Source organism: Roseovarius confluentis (genome assembly GCF_002917925.1).
Lineage (GTDB): Bacteria > Pseudomonadota > Alphaproteobacteria > Rhodobacterales > Rhodobacteraceae > Roseovarius > Roseovarius confluentis.
Window position 1 is genome coordinate 129,473 of the sequence record NZ_PPFE01000011.1, and the last position, 15,735, is coordinate 145,207.

The window sequence follows — 15,735 nt, forward strand, 5'->3', positions numbered from 1 at the left end:
GTATCATTCCGCCGGTTGAAGCGCTGACGACCGGCTCTTTGGCGACGGCGCACCCACCCGCAATCTCCGGTCCGATAGCGAGAGGGACCCGCCAAGCACCAGCATCGTCGCTCCGATCCATATCCAATTAACCAGTGGTTCGTAGAGGATGCGCAAATTCCACTGGCCCGACGCCGTTTCGGCCGCAGGTTCACTGATGGTGACGTAGAGATCACCGCTTAGCGTTGATCGGATTGCAGATTCGGTTGTGGACGTCCCCGCAACTGGATAGCTTCTGCGCTCCGGACGAAGAAGCGTAATCTCCCGTCCATCTTTCAAGACGCGAAGCTGGCCTTGTTGTGCGATGTAGTTTGGACCACGGAACCGTTCGACGCCGTCGAATATTACCTCAAAACCTGCGATGTCCACGGTCGACCCCGGTTCTGCGAAAAGAACACGTTCTTCCTTCCAGGCTGTTGAACCTACGAATCCAAGCACAAGCATTGCAACGCCAAGATGCGCGAGCGTCATACCGTGCGCGGAGCGCGGCAGGTTCCGCGCGCGACGCAGCGACTGAGAAAGCGGTAGATCAAAGAGCTTGATACGCAGCGCCCATTCGCGCAAAGTCGCAAAAAAAACCCAGGCTGCAATCCCTATTGAGACCACAGCGAGCAGGGGCCCGTTTGTCTGAAGGTACCAAACGATCCCCGCGACACCAATCGCGATACCAAAAATCAAACGCAGCCGTTGCCAGATACCGGGAAGATCGGCCCGTTTCCAAGACAGGAATGGGCCAACTCCCATTATTATGACGAGCGGCAGCATGAAAGGGATAAAAGTCGCGTTGAAATACGGTGGTCCTACAGAGATCTTTTCTTCAGTCACCGCTTCCACAAACAATGGATAGAGTGTTCCAAAAAGGACGGTCGCCGTTGCGGTCGCGAGCAGAAGATTATTGAGCAAAAGCCCAGCCTCGCGGCTGATTGGCCGAAAGACGCCAACCGATCCAAGCTGAGGCGCGCGCCATGCGTAAAGTGTCAGTGAGCCGACAATTGTCACACCAAGAAGGCCGAGAATGTACACGCCGCGCGCTGGGTCGACCGCGAACGCGTGAACGGATGTCAAAATGCCGGATCTGACGATAAATGTCCCAAGAAGTGACAGAGAAAAGGTCAGGATGGCTAAAAGAATGGTCCAGCTTTTGAACGTATCCCGCTTTTCCGTGACAATAGCCGAGTGCAGGAGTGCCGTGCCGAGAAGCCAAGGCATGAAGGATGCGTTTTCAACCGGGTCCCAAAACCACCAGCCGCCCCAGCCAAGTTCGTAATAGGCCCACCAAGAGCCGAGTGCGATCCCCGCAGTGAGGCTGATCCAGGCCGTCAGAGTCCATGGCCGCACCCAACGCGCCCATGCGGGATCCACCCGGCCCTCTATCAGAGCCGCGACCGCGAAGGAGAAGACGATCGAGAAGCCGACATACCCAAAATACAAGAGCGGGGGGTGCATCGCCAACCCGATGTCCTGCAGAAGCGGGTTAAGATCCGTGCCATCCAGAGGCGGCGGGAAAACCCGCTCGAACGGATTGGATGTAAAGAGCATGAAGCTCAGGAAACCGACACTAATCCAGGCTTGAACCGATAACGTTCGCGCTTTGAGACCAACCGGAATGTTTCTGCCCAGCAGCGCGACCCCAGCCCCGAAAAGTACGAGAATAAGGGTCCAGAGAAGCAGGGACCCTTCGTGGCTGCCCCAAGTGCCCGCAACCTTGAAGATCATCGGCTTTAGCGAGTGGGAATTTTCCACTACGTTTTGAACAGTGAAATCACTGACAACAAATGAGCGCATGAGTGCGCCAAACGCAATTGCAACCAATGTCACCTGAATCGCGGCTGTCGTCTTCGCACTTTCCATCCAGAGCACGCGCCCCGTGTTCGCCCCTACAATTGGCAGGACACTTTGAACAATTGCGACTGCAAGCGCCAAGACTAGCGCAAACTGTCCAATCTCAGGCGTCATGTTGCATGTTCCCGACGAGCGCTCTCGGATCACGGAGAACGACTTCTCCACTATGGCATTGGTCAACGAGATTTCTTATCATTTCGATCTACTTCGGCCAGTCGAGAACGGTTTCGCGAATTATTGACATCGACCCAACCGGAAACTTTCTGTGTCCAAGTCGCGATTGGAGCCACTGTGTTGATTCGACTTCATCGTAGTTCCTGAAGCAGCTGTAGGTTCAAACGTTTTAATTTTTGCTTTGGCTCTCAGATCCGCTGATTGCTATCTTTTAATATTTAAAACGCTTTGCACGGACCTTGGCACCGTGGATGCTTGCAGATCGTCACCAGCGTGACGTCGATCGCGAACCTAACCAATACGACAAATGACAATCTGGGCAGTCATTCAAAACGGATGGCAACTTCCCATTCACAGTCGCGTGACGTCCCGTCTCAGAAGGATAAAAGAGCTTGAACCTACAGCTGCTGCAGGATGTACGAGAAAGAAAAAATCGGAGCAGAAATTGTGCAAAGCTGCGTGGTGCTTTCAGGTCTTCAGAAGATATTGTGGATGCTGGCGGGTGCGGCATCGTTCGCCTTTATCGGGTTTTTGTTATCGGCTGACTACCGTGCCGCCAGCTGGCGAGATGTAAGTGAACCGCCGTTTTTTGCGGAGTTCGAACTAACAGGGCACAATGGAATGGTTTTTACAGAAGAGGACTTCGAAGGCCAGTGGATGCTGGTTTTCTTCGGCTTCACAAATTGTCCTGACATCTGTCCAACGACGCTCTCAGAGGTCGCAGCGGTGATGGAGGGTTTGGGAGATGACGCGTCAAAAGTCCAACCAATCTTCATCACGATAGATCCCCAACGAGACAACCCGACCGCACTGGCGCAGTATGTGCCAAAGTTCGACGCGGGCATCATCGGGCTCACAGGCACACCGGAACAGATCGATGAGACATCCGAAACCTTTCCAATCTTCTACGAGCGGATCGAGGAAGCTGCAGCACCAGACGGCTATACAATGGGGCATACATCACATCTTTTCCTTTTCGACACGCAAGCAGGCTTCGCAAAATCTTGGCCCTATGGCACCCCCGCTCAAGATATCCTCGCCGACCTAAGAGAGAGGCTCTGATTTTATGACCCGACTTTCCGGAGAGACTGCTCTCGGCCTGGCTTGGTTCATCGCGCTAAACGCATCTCTCGCCGTACTCTTCATCGGGGAGGTGCTGGGGCAGACTCCTTGCTTACTCTGCTGGGTTCAACGCACTTTCATGTTCCCCTTGGCCATAATTCTCGGGCTTGGGCTGTGGTGGCAGGACCGGCGCGTCGGTCGCTACGCGATCGCGCTGGCTATCGGTGGCGCCGCCATAGCACTTTGGCACCTCGGCCTCTATTTCGGGCTGATTCCCGAACGCATCCAGCCCTGCACTGCGAGCGGCCCATCCTGTACCGACGACAATCAATTGTTCTTCGGCATTCCTATCCCACTGATGGCGCTCGTCGCCTTCGCGATGATCGGTCTGCTGTCGGCTGTCTCACTGAAGGAAACACAAAAATGAAACGACGCGGCCTCATCCTGTCCGTTCTCGCTCTCGGTGCCGCCGGTTTCGGCGGTGCCGCATGGTACGCAACCCGCCCCGAGGCGATTGCCGAGGCCGCCCCCGTCGACCCGCAATTGGCCGATGGGCTGATCCGGCCCTATTCCCCGATCCTCGGCCCCGAGACGGCGCCTGTCACGATTGTCGAGTTTTTCGATCCAGCTTGCGAGGCGTGCCGCGCATTCTATCCCGTGGTCAAGGATATCATGGCTGGGCACGGTAATGCGGTACGTGTCGTAATTAGATACACTGCCTTTCACGGGGACGCTTCGGTGGAAGCGATCCGTGTTCTTGAAGCTGCGCGGATGCAGGACGTGTTCGAACCGGTGCTCGAAGCGGTCTTGCAAGAGCAGCCCCGATGGGCGTCCCATGGTGCGCCGGAGCCGGGTTTGCTCCTTGAGATTGCCGCAAGCGGAGGTCTGGATGTCGAAGCTGCCCAGACGCAGATGCTGGCCCCCGATGTTGTAGCGGTGCTGAACCAAGACCGTGCCGATGTCAAAACGTTTCGCGTGCGACAAACGCCCACGTTTTACGTAAATGCCAAACCGCTAGACCCGTTCGGTGAGGCGGAACTACGGCGGCTGGTGGCGACGGAAGTTGCGGCCAGCCAAAGTTGATACGCGGTCAGATGCAGGAGAAATTGTCGTGAAAAAACTTCCACACATCAAGGGATTGGCCTTTCTCTTGCTGCTCACGGGCCTGTCGGCCCCGGGATTTGCCGGCTCGGAGGATGTCGTCGTCGAGAGCGCGTGGTCCCGCGCCTCGATCGGCACGAGCCGTCCGGGGGCTGCCTACATGACCGTGCGCAACAGGGGTGACGACGTCGTTACCCTGACCAAAATTGCGACACCGCTGGCAATGATGCCCCAGATCCATGAGACGAAAACCGACTCCGCTGGCCTCAGTTCCATGGCGCCTGCAGGCGAGATCACGATTGAGCCCGGCCAAAGCGTGGCATTGGAGCCGGGCGGGCTGCACGCCATGCTCATGAAGCTGCAAGAGCCGATGGCCGAAGGCGAGACTTTCCCGCTGACACTGACCTTCTCGGATGGCGGCAAGGTGACGGTCGAGGTCCCAATCCTCGGGATCGCCGCGCGTGGACCAGAGGGCTGATGCAACGTCGGCAGCTCCTTCTATACGGCGCAGCCGGTGCCGGCGTCCTTGGCATGACGCTCTTCGTGGGCTGGTGGCGGGTGGACGGGCTTGGTGCGCCTGAACCAAAAGGGCAGCGGCCCCTGCCCCTATCGGCGATGGAGTTTCGGCTGACCGACCACGAGGGAAATGAGGTAGGGCCTGGCACCCTGATCGGTCGTCCGACAATGGTATTCTTCGGGTTCACCTACTGCCCGGACATCTGCCCGACGACCCTATCGGATATTTCCGGCTGGCTTGAGGAACTGGGCGACGAAGCATCAGAGATGAACGTTGTCTTCATCACGGTCGATCCGGAGCGGGACACGGTTGAGGCCATGGCCGAATATGTCGGCTATTTTCATCCGGTCATTCGTGGCTGGACGGGGCCGGAAGACCAGATTGCCCGCGTCACAGAAGGGTTTCGTGCCTCATTTGAGCGCGTCCCGACTGAGGGCGGCGGCTATACGATGAACCATACGGCAAGCGTATTCCTGTTCGATGCCGAGGGTGAGCTCGTCACGATGATCGACTATCACGAACCAAGAGAATTCGCGGTGCCAAAGATCCGGCGCGCACTGACAGAAAACGTAGAGGGGGCAAAATGAAGATAGGAACTGTCTTGGCGGCCGTGGCGGTCGCAGGCGCGATTTCGGTTGCCGGCATCGCCATCTCTGGCGTTCTGTCCAAAGAACCGGTGCCCCCTTCGATTGCTGAAGCGACCCTCTGGACTCCCGATCCGCTCACGCCGCCCCGGATTGCCGAAATCAATTCGGTCCGCCCTACACTCGCCCAGGCGGATATCGCATTCGAGTTCAGACCCGTGCCCCTCCTGACCGTTTCCCCCACAGATACCTCCTTGCCATCTATCGAGCCCTCGCTGGTCACCTGGTCGCGCGAGATTGCGTCGGGCGAGACGCTTGATGCGGTCCTCTCCGATGCGGGGCTGGATGCTTCGGATCGCGCCGAAATCGCCTTGGCGATTGGCGCGGAATACGATTTGCGCCGTCTGCGTCCGGGTCACATCGTTACCGTGGTTTCCACAACGGACGACAACCCGCGTCGTGTAGAACTCGCCGTCGAAGACGGTGTCCGGATAGAGGCGGTCTTCGGCGAACTGCTTGCCGCTCGCGTGTTGGAGCCGGACCCCGAATTGGTGACTTTCGCCGGCAAGGCGGTGATCGAGAGCTCGATTTTCGCTGCCCTGGACACGGCAGACATCCCCGCCCGTTTTGCGGTGGACCTGGCGCAGATGCTGGGCGGCACCGTGGATTTCCGTCGTGATCTCGCGGGTGGCGAGACGATGCGCCTCCTTTGGCGCGAGGCCCGAGACGGGAACAAGAGGATTGGTCAGCCTGAGCTTGCCTTCGCTGAGCTGGATCTTGGTGGATCGGTCTACGAGATCGTCTGGCCGGACGACGGCAGCGGTCAAGCGACGATCTATGTCGACGGAGAAGTGCTGCGCGTGTTTGCGCAACCGGTGGAAGGAGCGCGGCTGAGTTCCGTCTTTGGCCGTCGCACACACCCAGTCTATGGGAATGTGCGCATGCACACCGGCGTCGACTTTGCCGCGGCAAGCGGTACGCCGGTAAAAGCAACGGCGCCCGGACGCGTGAGCTTTATCGGACGTCGTGGTGGATATGGCCGGGTGGTGGAGATAGCGCATGGATCCGACACCTTGACACGATACGCACATCTCAGCGAGGTGCCGGACACACTCGAACAAGGGCAGCGAGTGATGGCCGGAGATTTGATCGGCCGCGTCGGTGCAACTGGCACCGCAACCGGCCCAAATCTGCATTATGAGGTTCTGGTCGACGGTCGCCCGACCGATCCTCTCTCTGACGACCGACTAGCAGAGGCGGCCGAGCGTGAAGCGGACGACACGGCCGCGCTTGAGCGACTGAGTGAGGCGCGTTCACTTCTGGCTGAGAGGCTCGCCAGCGAATTTGCCGAAACGACAACCGAAAGGCTTTGATCCATGAAACGATTGGCTCCCGCCCTTGCAGTCACGCTGGCCTTGTTTCCCGCGGGGCAAGCTGTCGCCGTTGCGATCCAGATTGACGTCCGAAAGACAAACGGCTGCGGCTGTTGTCACTCCTGGATGAAGCATCTGGAGGAAAGCGGATTCGCGCCGACAGGCGAGGACATGTTCGGCGGATCTCTTGTGCGCTTCAAACTCGACAATGGCGTGCCTCAGCGCATGGTGTCCTGCCATACGGCTTTGGTCGACGCCTACGTGATCGAAGGTCATGTGCCGGCATCAGACATTCAGCGTTTTCTGGATGAGCGTCCTGATGCAGTGGGGCTGGCGTTGCCGGGAATGCCCTATGGCTCGCCGGGCATGGGACCGGAAGACGATCGTGAGGCTTATGACGTCTTCCTGATCCGCGGCGATGGATCGACCGAGATCTTTAGCAGCTATTCGGCCGCTGACTGACGTATCGCCGAGACTTCAGCGCTTGGAACCCTTCTCTCCAATTACCCTTGGCTTTCTTGGAAGCCTGGCCGCCGGATCGCTGACTGCGGTCGGGGCGGTCCCAGTTCTTTTTGGGCGCATCCCGTCCCGGGCTACGCGCGATCTGCTGCTTGGCTTCGCAGCGGGTGTCATGCTCGCTGCTTCGTTTTTTTCGCTGATCATTCCGGCTCTCGACGCAGCCGAAGGACAGTTCGACAACGGTGCTCTCCCGGCGGCCATCGTTTGCGTTGCGATTCTGCTTGGCATGGGCGCCGTTGCTCTGATGAACGAACGGCTACCGCATGAGCATTTCAAGTCGGGGCGGGAAGGCCCAGACGCCGCATCGCTGCGCCGCGTCTGGCTTTTCATCATCGCGATCACGATCCACAATTTTCCCGAAGGGCTTGCCGTCGGCGTCGGGTTCGGGGCTGACGGTTTGTCGGGCGGGTTGCCACTTGCTATCGGTATTGGATTACAGAATGCCCCCGAAGGTCTGGCGGTGGCGGTTTCGTTGCTCGGCGAGGGCTATTCCAGGTTTCGCGCCTGGGGCATCGCCGCTCTGACCGGTCTCGTCGAGCCTTTCGGTGGGCTTCTCGGCGCGGGCATTATCAGTCTTTCGCAACCGCTGCTGCCTTGGGGTCTCGCCTTCGCAGCAGGTGCGATGCTCTACGTCATCAGCCACGAGATCATTCCGGAAACCCACCGGTCCGGCCATCAGAACAGGGCGACGCTCGGCCTCGCGGTTGGTCTTGTGATCATGTTGTTCCTCGACGTCTGGCTGGGATAAGCGTATGAGAACTTGCCTCTTCGTCGGTCTGCTTGCTGCTCTAATCGCCTTTCTTGTCGATCAGGCAACGAAGGCAATCGTTGTTTCCAATGCGACTGTACTTAGTTCCGGTGTATCGGTCTTTCCCGGCTTCAATCTCATCTACCTGCGCAATGACGGGGTGACCTTCGGGCTTCTCGGCGGTGCGCCATGGTGGAGCCTTGTCGTATTGGCGCTTGGCATCTGCGTCTGGTTGGCGGCCATGCTGATCCGTTCCAGCAGCCGGGTCGAGGCCATTGCCTATGGTGCGATCATCGGCGGTGCTCTTGGCAATATTCTGGACCGCCTGCGCTTTCGTGCAGTGACGGATTTCTTCGATTTCTACATCGGGACGGCGCATTGGCCTGCCTTCAACATGGCCGATATTTTTGTGGTTGGCGGCGTGGTGCTGCTCAGTGCGCCGTGGGTTGGCGCTCGACTTCAGACCGATTCATGAAGCCAGGTTTGCCGCAGTTCGTTAGTGAGGACCCAAACCTCTTCCCGCGCATAGGTCTTGCCCTTGTTGCCGGCGGATTGACGGTTTTGACCCTTCCGCCGTTTTCTTGGCTCATCGCGGTCCCTGTCTCCTTCTCCGTGCTCTTTATTGTTCTCCGGAACATCTCAACCTCGCGCGCTTTCCTTGTCGGTTGGGCTTTCGGACTGGGCCAATTCGGGATTGGAATTTCCTGGATCGCCGAGAGCTTTTACGTCGATGCCGAACGTTTCGGCGCACTGGCGATCCCAGCAGTAGTGGGACTGTCCGCCGGGCTAGCGATTTTCCCGGCCAGCGCAGCTATGCTTTTTGCCGCCATAATGCAGCATCGAGTTCTCCATGGTATTAAGGCGGGCCTTTTGCTTGCGACCTGCTGGATGGCCACGGAATGGCTGCGGGGTCATGTTCTGACAGGATTTCCGTGGAACCTTGCTGCATATGCTTTGGTCGATCACGCCGCGCTGCGACAGCCAGCGGCCTGGGTTGGAAGCTACGGCATGAGCTTTCTCACGGTCTTCATCGGCACCTTGCCAAGTGTTTTGATTGCGGTAGCGCCAAAGAGACGTCTGTCCGTTTTCGCGCTCTTTTCCGTTGCGATGACGGGTCTCTGGGGTGGCGGTACACTTTGGTCAAGTCAAGACGTTCCGCCGACAGACATTACATTGCGCATTGTTCAAGGCAATGTGCCGCAAGTCGAGAAGTGGGCACCGGGCAGCCGCAAGCGAACCTTGGAAAAATACCTGAGATTGTCTGTGCGACCCGGCCGTTTCGATCTGCTGCTTTGGCCGGAAACGGCTTTCCCCGGTTTTCTGGACGAGGACGCCATTGCGCGCACGCAAATATCTGCGGCTTTGCCAGACGGCAGGGTCCTTTTGACAGGTGCGCCGGACCGCGTAGAGGGAGATGGGGCAACCAGATATTTCAACACTGTACAAGCCTATGACGGCAGCGGTGAGATTCTGGCGGGATATGCAAAACATCATCTCGTTCCGTTCGGGGAATATGTGCCCCTGAAAGGCTTGCTGCCCTTTGAGCGGCTGACAGAAGGGTTAGGCGATTTTACGCCAGGACCAGGGCCACACACACTGGCGATCCCTGGGGCACCTCTGGTCGGGGTGGCGATCTGTTACGAGATCATTTTTCCGGGCCAGGTGGTCGATGAGCTTCTCCGTCCTGACTGGATATTCAACGGTACAAATGATGCATGGTTCGGAACCAGCATTGGACCTGAGCAACACCTCGCTTCCGCGCGCATGCGCGCGGTCGAGGAAGGGCTTCCCGTGGTCCGCGCGGCCAACACTGGGATATCCGCGATTATCGATGCCAGCGGAGAGATCGTCGCCCGTCTCGACATCGGGCAAACTGGTGTCATAGATGCCAGGCTTCCGGCAGCGCATGCGCCCACGCCTTACGCACGTTTCGGTGATTGGACGTCGCTAGCGCTCATCTGTGCGGCCTGGGGCATAGCCTTTGCCGTCGGATTCATATGTCAACGTTTCAATCGCGAAAATACAAGATCGGAGGAATTGTGATGCTGGTGCTCGCGGGATTTGTCGGAGGTACGATTTGGGGTGGCTATCTGGCGCGGCGACGGAAAGGGGACCGCCTGGATATGCTTCAATATGCGACAAGCTCCGGCATTGTCTTCGGCTTGCTCGCCTATTTCGCCTCGTTGATCTTCTTGCGCATCATATCCTGAAACTAGTTTTGTACGGGCGACGAATTGAGACGGCTGATCCTCATTTCACTATATTTGTTCCTGTCGATTTTTGCATCAGGCTTGTTCGTTTGGGGTGCTGGCTACTTTCTGCTCAGTGCCTCCGTTCCTGACTATGAAGAGAACTTTAGCGTTGCGGGTATAGAAGGCCCGGTTAACGTCCTGAGAGATGCTTCAGCTATACCACACATTTCCGCCGGCTCCGCTGCAGACAGCTATTTCGCGCTCGGGTTCGTTCACGCGCAAGACCGGCTGGGGCAATTATTGAGGGCAAGGCGGACAGCGCAAGGTTTATTGCCACTTGAGCAGATAGCTGAACTTGAACCGTCGACATCGGATGCACTCGAAGCATATGCCGCAGGTGTTAACGCCTGGCTTGGGCTGGTGTCCGAAGGCGGGCGCGGCAGAGGCGCACCTGAACTGTTGATCGCGGATGAGAGAACGATCGCGGCGTGGAGGCCCGTTGATAGCATCAATGTCGCAAACGCATTTCTGAACGATCTTCGCCCCGATAAACTTCAGAACGAACTGTCTGGATTCCCAGATAACCAGATTCCGTCAGATCGACCCGCGACACCCGAGTTGTTTGCCGCTTCTCCAAGGGTCAAACTGACTGCGTGGGCGTTGCCCGAAGATCGGACTACTACCGGAGCACCGATGCTTGCGGCGGATATCAGTGGTCCTTTGTCACTGCCGTCCGAATGGTACTTGGCAGACCTTCAAACGCCGGAAGGGGTCGCGATTGGCGCTACGATGCCAGGCGTGCCTTTCATTGTCGTTGGTCACAACGAGCGCGTCGCCTGGGCGTTCAGATCTTTTTCGCCAAATGAAATAGAAGAACCAGAAGTTTCCAAAGCTGCGCAGACAAGTGATTTCTTGATGATGCTCGACCGTCTGGCCAAGTCCGCCGGTGTGAACTATGCTCTGAACGCAACCATGAACAAGGTGCCAGATGGATTGGAGGTCCTAGCGGTCGACCGGACAACTCTGGCGGTTTGGCCTGAAAGCGAGGTCAAGCGTCCTGGATCATTTCAAGACGCCAGACTTGCAGTTCTCGATGATCGCCGGCCCGTATTCACTGTCGAGAGCGCGATTGCGGTTCAACGCGACACGGTCAGCGCTGTCGCGCGTACCCTTCTTCCGCTGATGGCAAAAGAGCTCTGGTTCGTGAGTTCCGCAAGCGACATCAATGAGAACAAAGTCGGAAAGCTTCGCGAAGAAGTTTTGGACGAGCTTTCTCAATGGAATGGCGAGATGGGTCGCTACTCACTGGAACCGCTCGTGTTCTGGACATGGGTACGTGCTTTGCAAAGACGCATACTTCAAGATGAGTTTCCATCTGCAACTGCGGTCTGGACCAGACCGAATCCTGATTTCCTATCCGCGGTCCTTTCAGATCGAAGAGGGAGCGCAATCTGGTGCGACATCCGCCCGTCCGCCCGCATTGAGACCTGCCAGGATCAGGCTCGTGCAGCTCTGGATGATGCCATTGCCAAGCTTGTTGACCGGTACGGAAGCGATCCTTCAGTCTGGTTCTGGGGCGCGGAACACACACTGAATATGCAGTGGTCGCCAATCCAGTCGAACGGGATTATCAGCGATTTGTTGTCTCTCGAAGCGCCATACTCGGGTGACCCTTATACACTGATCGCTTCTGACAATGACCGCCCGGTCGCCTCCAGCGTCGGCACTAATTTTCAGGCAGTCATGTCGTTTTCGGATGAAAGCCTCTCCTATTTCATCACGCCTGCCGGTCAGTCCGGCCATCCGCTGTCACGTTTCTACGACAACCTGTTTCCTAGGTGGATGCAGAGCAAATACCTCGTGATGTCAACCGATCTATCTTTGGCCCGGGGTGGCGCAGTAGGAACTTCGCGACTTTCACCCTTATCCGCCTACAGCCGGGCAGTAAAACAAGGGAGGAGCCGATAATCACATATTTCCTCCTTTTCGACCCGTTTGGATATGCGATTTCGCCAGTGTCCCTTGTTTCCGTCAGCTTGGCCGCATGGTACTACATGCGCGGCCTCGCGCGATCCGCTCGTATTCGCGGGACGGTTTCTCTTTGGCGGCAGGCTATGTTCTTCGCTGGCTTGACCTGCATTTTCGTGGCCACGAATGCGTCTCTGGCTTCATTGGGGCACAGCCTCTTTTCGGTGCACCAGGTGGAACATCTTCTCCTTCGCCTTGCAGGACCACTGCTCATCGCTGTTTCGCAGCCGTGGCGCATCCTGCAAGCCGGTTTGGAAAGTCGGTGGCGTCGATACCTCGGCGCGCTGGCGAACGCCTGGTTCGTGCGGTTCATGGCGCATCCGGCAACCGCCACTGCCTTGCTCATCGCTTCGCTCTTCGTCTGGCAGATACCGGTCCTTTACGGACTTGCGCAGCGCATCGCGGCGGTCGAGCTGCTCGCACATCTGGCGATGGTGCTGGCAGGGATCTGGTATTTCGGCATGCTTTTCGACTGGAGGGATCCCCCTGCCGGTGCGCGACGCGGAGCGAGGCTGATCTCCGGTTTTGTGGTGATTGTTTCAAACATTTTTCTGGGTTCCCTCACGACACTTAAGGAGGTGGCCCTTTATGCCTCCTACCAAACGACAGGCACCGGCTTATCTGCAACTTTATCCGATGAAACGATTGGTGGCTACGTGATCTGGGTCCCATCCTCGATGGTGATGATCGCCGCGATCATTCTGGTCATGAACGGCTGGAACGCTGCGGAAGTGCGTCGCTGGGATGCGCGATACGAACTGACGCGCGCCTCGAACTCCGCCGCGCTCGAATTTCCGGAAACGGCCGAAGAGTTGCGTCTGAAGGTTGCAAAGCCAAATCGTGACATGGGCCGGACGCTCGCCCTGGGCGCGTTGGTCATGTTCTTGATCGTCATGATAACGGTGGTGACGATTGTGTATGCACTGTGATCGTTGCCATCCCGCCAGCACGCAATGCGCAGGCATGACGAGAACTGTTCACGAGGCACCTTGTCGCATCCCGCTTGCGGCTTGGCACGTTGTGATACGCGCCGAAATGATATAGCAAACCGGTATGGATGAGGGGACCGAAGCAACCGAGACGTCGGACCCTACGGCGAGCGATGTCAAGCGAACGACCAGATCGAGCAATCGAATGGTGCTCTGGATTTTGCTGTGCGTTGCCGGTCTCTTTTTCGCAACGGCCTTTGGCGTGGCGATATTGGTAAAATATGGCCCGTACTGACGCGACGATGACCCGCCGAGCGCTGCTCCGGCGCATGGGGTCCGCAGGACTGGTCGTGCCGCTGGCCGCCTGTAACGAGGCTGGATGGTATGGCGAGGATGTAAGCGGGCTTTTACCCGACCTGTCTTTCACCATGACCCGGGCTCAGGACGGGACGCGCGTGACACAGGCCGATTATGAAGGACAGGTCGTCGCGCTGTTCTTTGGCTTTAGCTTCTGCCCCGATATCTGCCCGATGACACTCTCCAACCTGTCCGCTGTGGTCGATCAGCTGGGCGAGGACGCCGCGAAACTGTCGATACTCTTCGTTACAGTGGACCCCGAGCGCGATACGCCCGAGGTGATGACGGAATACGCCGCCGCCTTCACGCCGTGCGTTGACGGGCTGATCGGCACGCCCAACCAACTGGCCCGTCTTGCCCGGCGCCTCAAAGTCACCTACAAGATCGAATCACATCAGCCGGACGACTTGACCTATGATGTATCGCACGGCAAGTCTGTCTATGTTTTCGATGCGCAAGGCGACGCGCGCGTCATATGGCCCGGTTTCGATACGCTACAGGCCGACATCGCTGGGGCCACCGGCGACATCCGTCGCGTGATGAGCGCCTGAAGGCTAAAGGTCTGCGTTGGCGGCGCGCATGTTGCGCACCACCACCAAGAGGCCCAGAACGCTCATCATCGCGGGAGGAATCCAGATGACGATGCCGCCGATCTGCTGGTCGGTCACTGCCGAGATCGAAGGGAAATACCGTCCACAGAAGGCGTAATAGGGAAACAGGTCCACCGTGGCGAAAGAGATCAGTGCGCCCAGAATGATCTGCGGGAACATCACGCCCACGGCCAGCGCCGCGCGCCAGCCGAAGCGCAGCCGCGCGGGCGGCGCGGGACGGGTGTCCAGCACCAGCGCCCAGAACAGGATACCATCCACCGCCATCGACCAGTTCATCATCTGGTACAGAACCGGGTCAAGCATGGCGGCGAAATGCACCGGCGGGATCAGCCAGAACCAGAACAGACCGACGAAGAGTATCACCGCTATGACGGGCTGCTGGATCGTGCGATAGATAACAATCACCAAGCGGCTGGCACAGAGCGCGCGCGACCATTCCGGCGCCCCCGCCAGCAGCACCGGGCCACCCGCGCTGAGCGCCAGCAGGACCGGGCCTACATGATGCATGGCGACGTGCTGCAACCGATTGGTGAAGAACATGCGTTGTGCGAGATATTCGAACCCGGTCTGCGTAGCGCCCCACAGCAACACCAACCCCGTCCAGAAGGCCGCCTGCCGCAATCGGCTCGGGCGGTCTCCCGGCGCGGTCCGCCGGAGCCCGCGCGCGAACCAGAGCCCCGACAGCGTCACCGCGAGATAGATCAGCCAAGAGAATTGATAGGGCAGGATCGCCGGCATCTGCGCCGGAAAGTAGGTGGTTAGCGCCCAGAGAGCCGCGCCAAGCAGCACGATACTGCCATAGGCCAAAGTGTCGCTTGGCAAGGCATTGGCTTCGAGTTTCTGAATGGTCATGGTCGCGATGGTCTTTTGATCGATTGGAAGACGCAACGCAAGAAACAAGTATGTGGCAATTTGTGTGCCCGCCCTGTCAGAGCCTGAGGTGATGATCGGCCAATGATCAGCCGCAGGCCAAGCCTCCGCATAGCTCTGTCGCTATCGCACCGTCCCAGTTGCAGATCACTGTAATATGAGTTGGTCGTAAGTTTTCGCTTGCAGCGATCGTAACTCGATCTTTGGTGTAATATTTTTGAGGCTGTTGTTTCATTTTCGCGCAGAACCTATTGCGGCGTTAAGTATCACTCTGGGAAAGCACGAGCGCTTGTTCGAATGCTTTCAGCGTTATCTCGCTGACGTGGTGTTCAATACCCTCCGCATCGCGTTCCGCGGTCCCTTCGTCGATCCCAAGGCTCAGGAGAAACGCGACTACGATCCTGTGGCGTCGACGGCAGGCCTCGGCCAACTCCCGCCCGGCATCGGTGAGGAAAATCGCGCGGTAAGGTTCCCGCCGCACCAAGCCAGCAGCCTTGAGCCGCGAGATGTTCTTGGTCACGGTTGGCGGCTTCACGCCAAGCCGCTCGGCGATCTCGACCGGTCTGGCCTCCCCGCGCGTCTCGATCAGTTCCGCGATCAGTTCGACGTAATCCTCCGCCATCTCGCTTTCATGTGCCTGACGCACGGTCGCAAAGCCATCGGCCTGCGCCTCGGGAGCCCGGTCGACCGCTTCGAATGGCTCACGCCCTTGTGATTGTAGCTTCGTCATGTCCGGACTTTGCAGCGAAACAGCGGGATTGACAACTTGTTTGCTTCGGGTAGATAAAT

17 protein-coding genes are annotated in these 15,735 nt (G+C 58.0%); 14 read left to right on the forward strand and 3 right to left on the reverse strand.

All coding sequences use genetic code 11. The features are described 5' to 3' along the window. Nucleotides 1–3: 3 nt before the first annotated feature. Nucleotides 4–1,995, reverse strand: coding sequence for a heme lyase CcmF/NrfE family subunit (locus C2I35_RS18820; RefSeq protein ID WP_057796639.1), 1,992 nt, complete (start codon nucleotides 1,993–1,995; stop codon nucleotides 4–6). A gap of 552 nt (nucleotides 1,996–2,547) precedes the next feature. Here C2I35_RS18820 and C2I35_RS18825 point away from each other — a divergent pair. From C2I35_RS18825 to C2I35_RS18885, 14 genes are all read left to right on the forward strand, one after another. Further along, nucleotides 2,548–3,117: an SCO family protein gene (locus C2I35_RS18825; protein ID WP_172978951.1), complete on the forward strand. Its 570-nt coding sequence runs from the start codon at nucleotides 2,548–2,550 to the stop codon at nucleotides 3,115–3,117. 4 nt (nucleotides 3,118–3,121) lie between these two features. Beyond that, nucleotides 3,122–3,544 (forward strand): disulfide bond formation protein B, encoded by a 423-nt coding sequence (locus C2I35_RS18830; RefSeq protein WP_057796587.1) that lies wholly within the window; start codon nucleotides 3,122–3,124, stop codon nucleotides 3,542–3,544. Next, nucleotides 3,541–4,200, forward strand: a complete 660-nt coding sequence (locus C2I35_RS18835; RefSeq protein WP_103764581.1) for a DsbA family protein — start codon at nucleotides 3,541–3,543, stop codon at nucleotides 4,198–4,200. The genes C2I35_RS18830 and C2I35_RS18835 overlap by 4 nt, the downstream gene beginning before the upstream one ends. 28 nt (nucleotides 4,201–4,228) lie before the next feature. Beyond that, complete coding sequence (locus C2I35_RS18840; protein ID WP_245890550.1) at nucleotides 4,229–4,696, forward strand: copper chaperone PCu(A)C; 468 nt, start codon at nucleotides 4,229–4,231, stop codon at nucleotides 4,694–4,696. Next, nucleotides 4,696–5,322 (forward strand): SCO family protein, encoded by a 627-nt coding sequence (locus C2I35_RS18845; protein WP_103764582.1) that lies wholly within the window; start codon nucleotides 4,696–4,698, stop codon nucleotides 5,320–5,322. Before C2I35_RS18840 ends, C2I35_RS18845 begins: the two co-directional genes overlap by 1 nt. Then, nucleotides 5,319–6,692, forward strand: a complete 1,374-nt coding sequence (locus tag C2I35_RS18850) for a M23 family metallopeptidase (RefSeq protein ID WP_057796584.1) — start codon at nucleotides 5,319–5,321, stop codon at nucleotides 6,690–6,692. Before C2I35_RS18845 ends, C2I35_RS18850 begins: the two co-directional genes overlap by 4 nt. Nucleotides 6,693–6,695: 3 nt before the next feature. Further along, entirely contained in the window at nucleotides 6,696–7,154 is a 459-nt protein-coding gene (locus C2I35_RS18855; protein ID WP_057796583.1) for a DUF411 domain-containing protein, read from the forward strand. Nucleotides 7,155–7,176: 22 nt separating this feature from the next. Further along, entirely contained in the window at nucleotides 7,177–7,959 is a 783-nt protein-coding gene (locus C2I35_RS18860; RefSeq protein WP_057796582.1) for a ZIP family metal transporter, read from the forward strand. A gap of 4 nt (nucleotides 7,960–7,963) precedes the next feature. Further along, nucleotides 7,964–8,434 carry a signal peptidase II gene (gene lspA, locus C2I35_RS18865; RefSeq protein ID WP_057796581.1) on the forward strand — a complete coding sequence of 157 codons (471 nt, stop codon included), beginning with the start codon at nucleotides 7,964–7,966 and terminating at the stop codon, nucleotides 8,432–8,434. After that, nucleotides 8,431–10,002 carry an apolipoprotein N-acyltransferase gene (gene lnt, locus C2I35_RS18870; protein ID WP_103764583.1) on the forward strand — a complete coding sequence of 524 codons (1,572 nt, stop codon included), beginning with the start codon at nucleotides 8,431–8,433 and terminating at the stop codon, nucleotides 10,000–10,002. The genes lspA and lnt overlap by 4 nt, the downstream gene beginning before the upstream one ends. Further along, nucleotides 10,002–10,169, forward strand: coding sequence for a hypothetical protein (locus tag C2I35_RS22230; RefSeq protein WP_057796579.1), 168 nt, complete (start codon nucleotides 10,002–10,004; stop codon nucleotides 10,167–10,169). Before lnt ends, C2I35_RS22230 begins: the two co-directional genes overlap by 1 nt. 24 nt (nucleotides 10,170–10,193) lie before the next feature. Next, nucleotides 10,194–12,119, forward strand: a complete 1,926-nt coding sequence (locus C2I35_RS18875) for a penicillin acylase family protein (protein ID WP_103764635.1) — start codon at nucleotides 10,194–10,196, stop codon at nucleotides 12,117–12,119. A 47-nt stretch (nucleotides 12,120–12,166) separates the two neighbouring features. Continuing rightward, the gene (locus C2I35_RS18880) at nucleotides 12,167–13,108 is read left to right on the forward strand and encodes a cytochrome c oxidase assembly protein (protein WP_236544575.1); all 942 of its coding nucleotides are present in this window, start codon (nucleotides 12,167–12,169) and stop codon (nucleotides 13,106–13,108) included. A gap of 302 nt (nucleotides 13,109–13,410) precedes the next feature. Beyond that, nucleotides 13,411–14,016, forward strand: a complete 606-nt coding sequence (locus C2I35_RS18885) for an SCO family protein (protein ID WP_170067263.1) — start codon at nucleotides 13,411–13,413, stop codon at nucleotides 14,014–14,016. A gap of 3 nt (nucleotides 14,017–14,019) precedes the next feature. Here the strand turns inward: C2I35_RS18885 and C2I35_RS18890 are convergent, their stop codons facing one another. Both C2I35_RS18890 and mntR read right to left on the reverse strand, forming a co-directional pair. Continuing rightward, a complete protein-coding gene (locus C2I35_RS18890) occupies nucleotides 14,020–14,928 on the reverse strand; it encodes a cytochrome c oxidase assembly protein (RefSeq protein WP_146050081.1) in 909 nt (302 codons plus the stop codon). 277 nt (nucleotides 14,929–15,205) lie between these two features. Then, entirely contained in the window at nucleotides 15,206–15,676 is a 471-nt protein-coding gene (gene mntR / locus C2I35_RS18895; RefSeq protein ID WP_103764586.1) for a manganese-binding transcriptional regulator MntR, read from the reverse strand. Nucleotides 15,677–15,735: the final 59 nt, after the last annotated feature.

What these genes read in the sequence shown, in the direction of transcription:
- C2I35_RS18820 (WP_057796639.1), bottom strand. Translation starts at nt 1,995, where the DNA reads ATGACGCCTGAGATTGGACAGTTTGCGCTAGTCTTGGCGCTTGCAGTC.
- C2I35_RS18825 (WP_172978951.1), top strand. Translation starts at nt 2,548, where the DNA reads ATGCTGGCGGGTGCGGCATCGTTCGCCTTTATCGGGTTTTTGTTATCG.
- C2I35_RS18830 (WP_057796587.1), top strand. Translation starts at nt 3,122, where the DNA reads ATGACCCGACTTTCCGGAGAGACTGCTCTCGGCCTGGCTTGGTTCATC.
- C2I35_RS18835 (WP_103764581.1), top strand. Translation starts at nt 3,541, where the DNA reads ATGAAACGACGCGGCCTCATCCTGTCCGTTCTCGCTCTCGGTGCCGCC.
- C2I35_RS18845 (WP_103764582.1), top strand. Translation starts at nt 4,696, where the DNA reads ATGCAACGTCGGCAGCTCCTTCTATACGGCGCAGCCGGTGCCGGCGTC.
- C2I35_RS18850 (WP_057796584.1), top strand. Translation starts at nt 5,319, where the DNA reads ATGAAGATAGGAACTGTCTTGGCGGCCGTGGCGGTCGCAGGCGCGATT.
- C2I35_RS18855 (WP_057796583.1), top strand. Translation starts at nt 6,696, where the DNA reads ATGAAACGATTGGCTCCCGCCCTTGCAGTCACGCTGGCCTTGTTTCCC.
- lspA (WP_057796581.1), top strand. Translation starts at nt 7,964, where the DNA reads ATGAGAACTTGCCTCTTCGTCGGTCTGCTTGCTGCTCTAATCGCCTTT.
- lnt (WP_103764583.1), top strand. Translation starts at nt 8,431, where the DNA reads ATGAAGCCAGGTTTGCCGCAGTTCGTTAGTGAGGACCCAAACCTCTTC.
- C2I35_RS22230 (WP_057796579.1), top strand. Translation starts at nt 10,002, where the DNA reads ATGCTGGTGCTCGCGGGATTTGTCGGAGGTACGATTTGGGGTGGCTAT.
- C2I35_RS18885 (WP_170067263.1), top strand. Translation starts at nt 13,411, where the DNA reads ATGACCCGCCGAGCGCTGCTCCGGCGCATGGGGTCCGCAGGACTGGTC.
- C2I35_RS18890 (WP_146050081.1), bottom strand. Translation starts at nt 14,928, where the DNA reads ATGACCATTCAGAAACTCGAAGCCAATGCCTTGCCAAGCGACACTTTG.
- mntR (WP_103764586.1), bottom strand. Translation starts at nt 15,676, where the DNA reads ATGACGAAGCTACAATCACAAGGGCGTGAGCCATTCGAAGCGGTCGAC.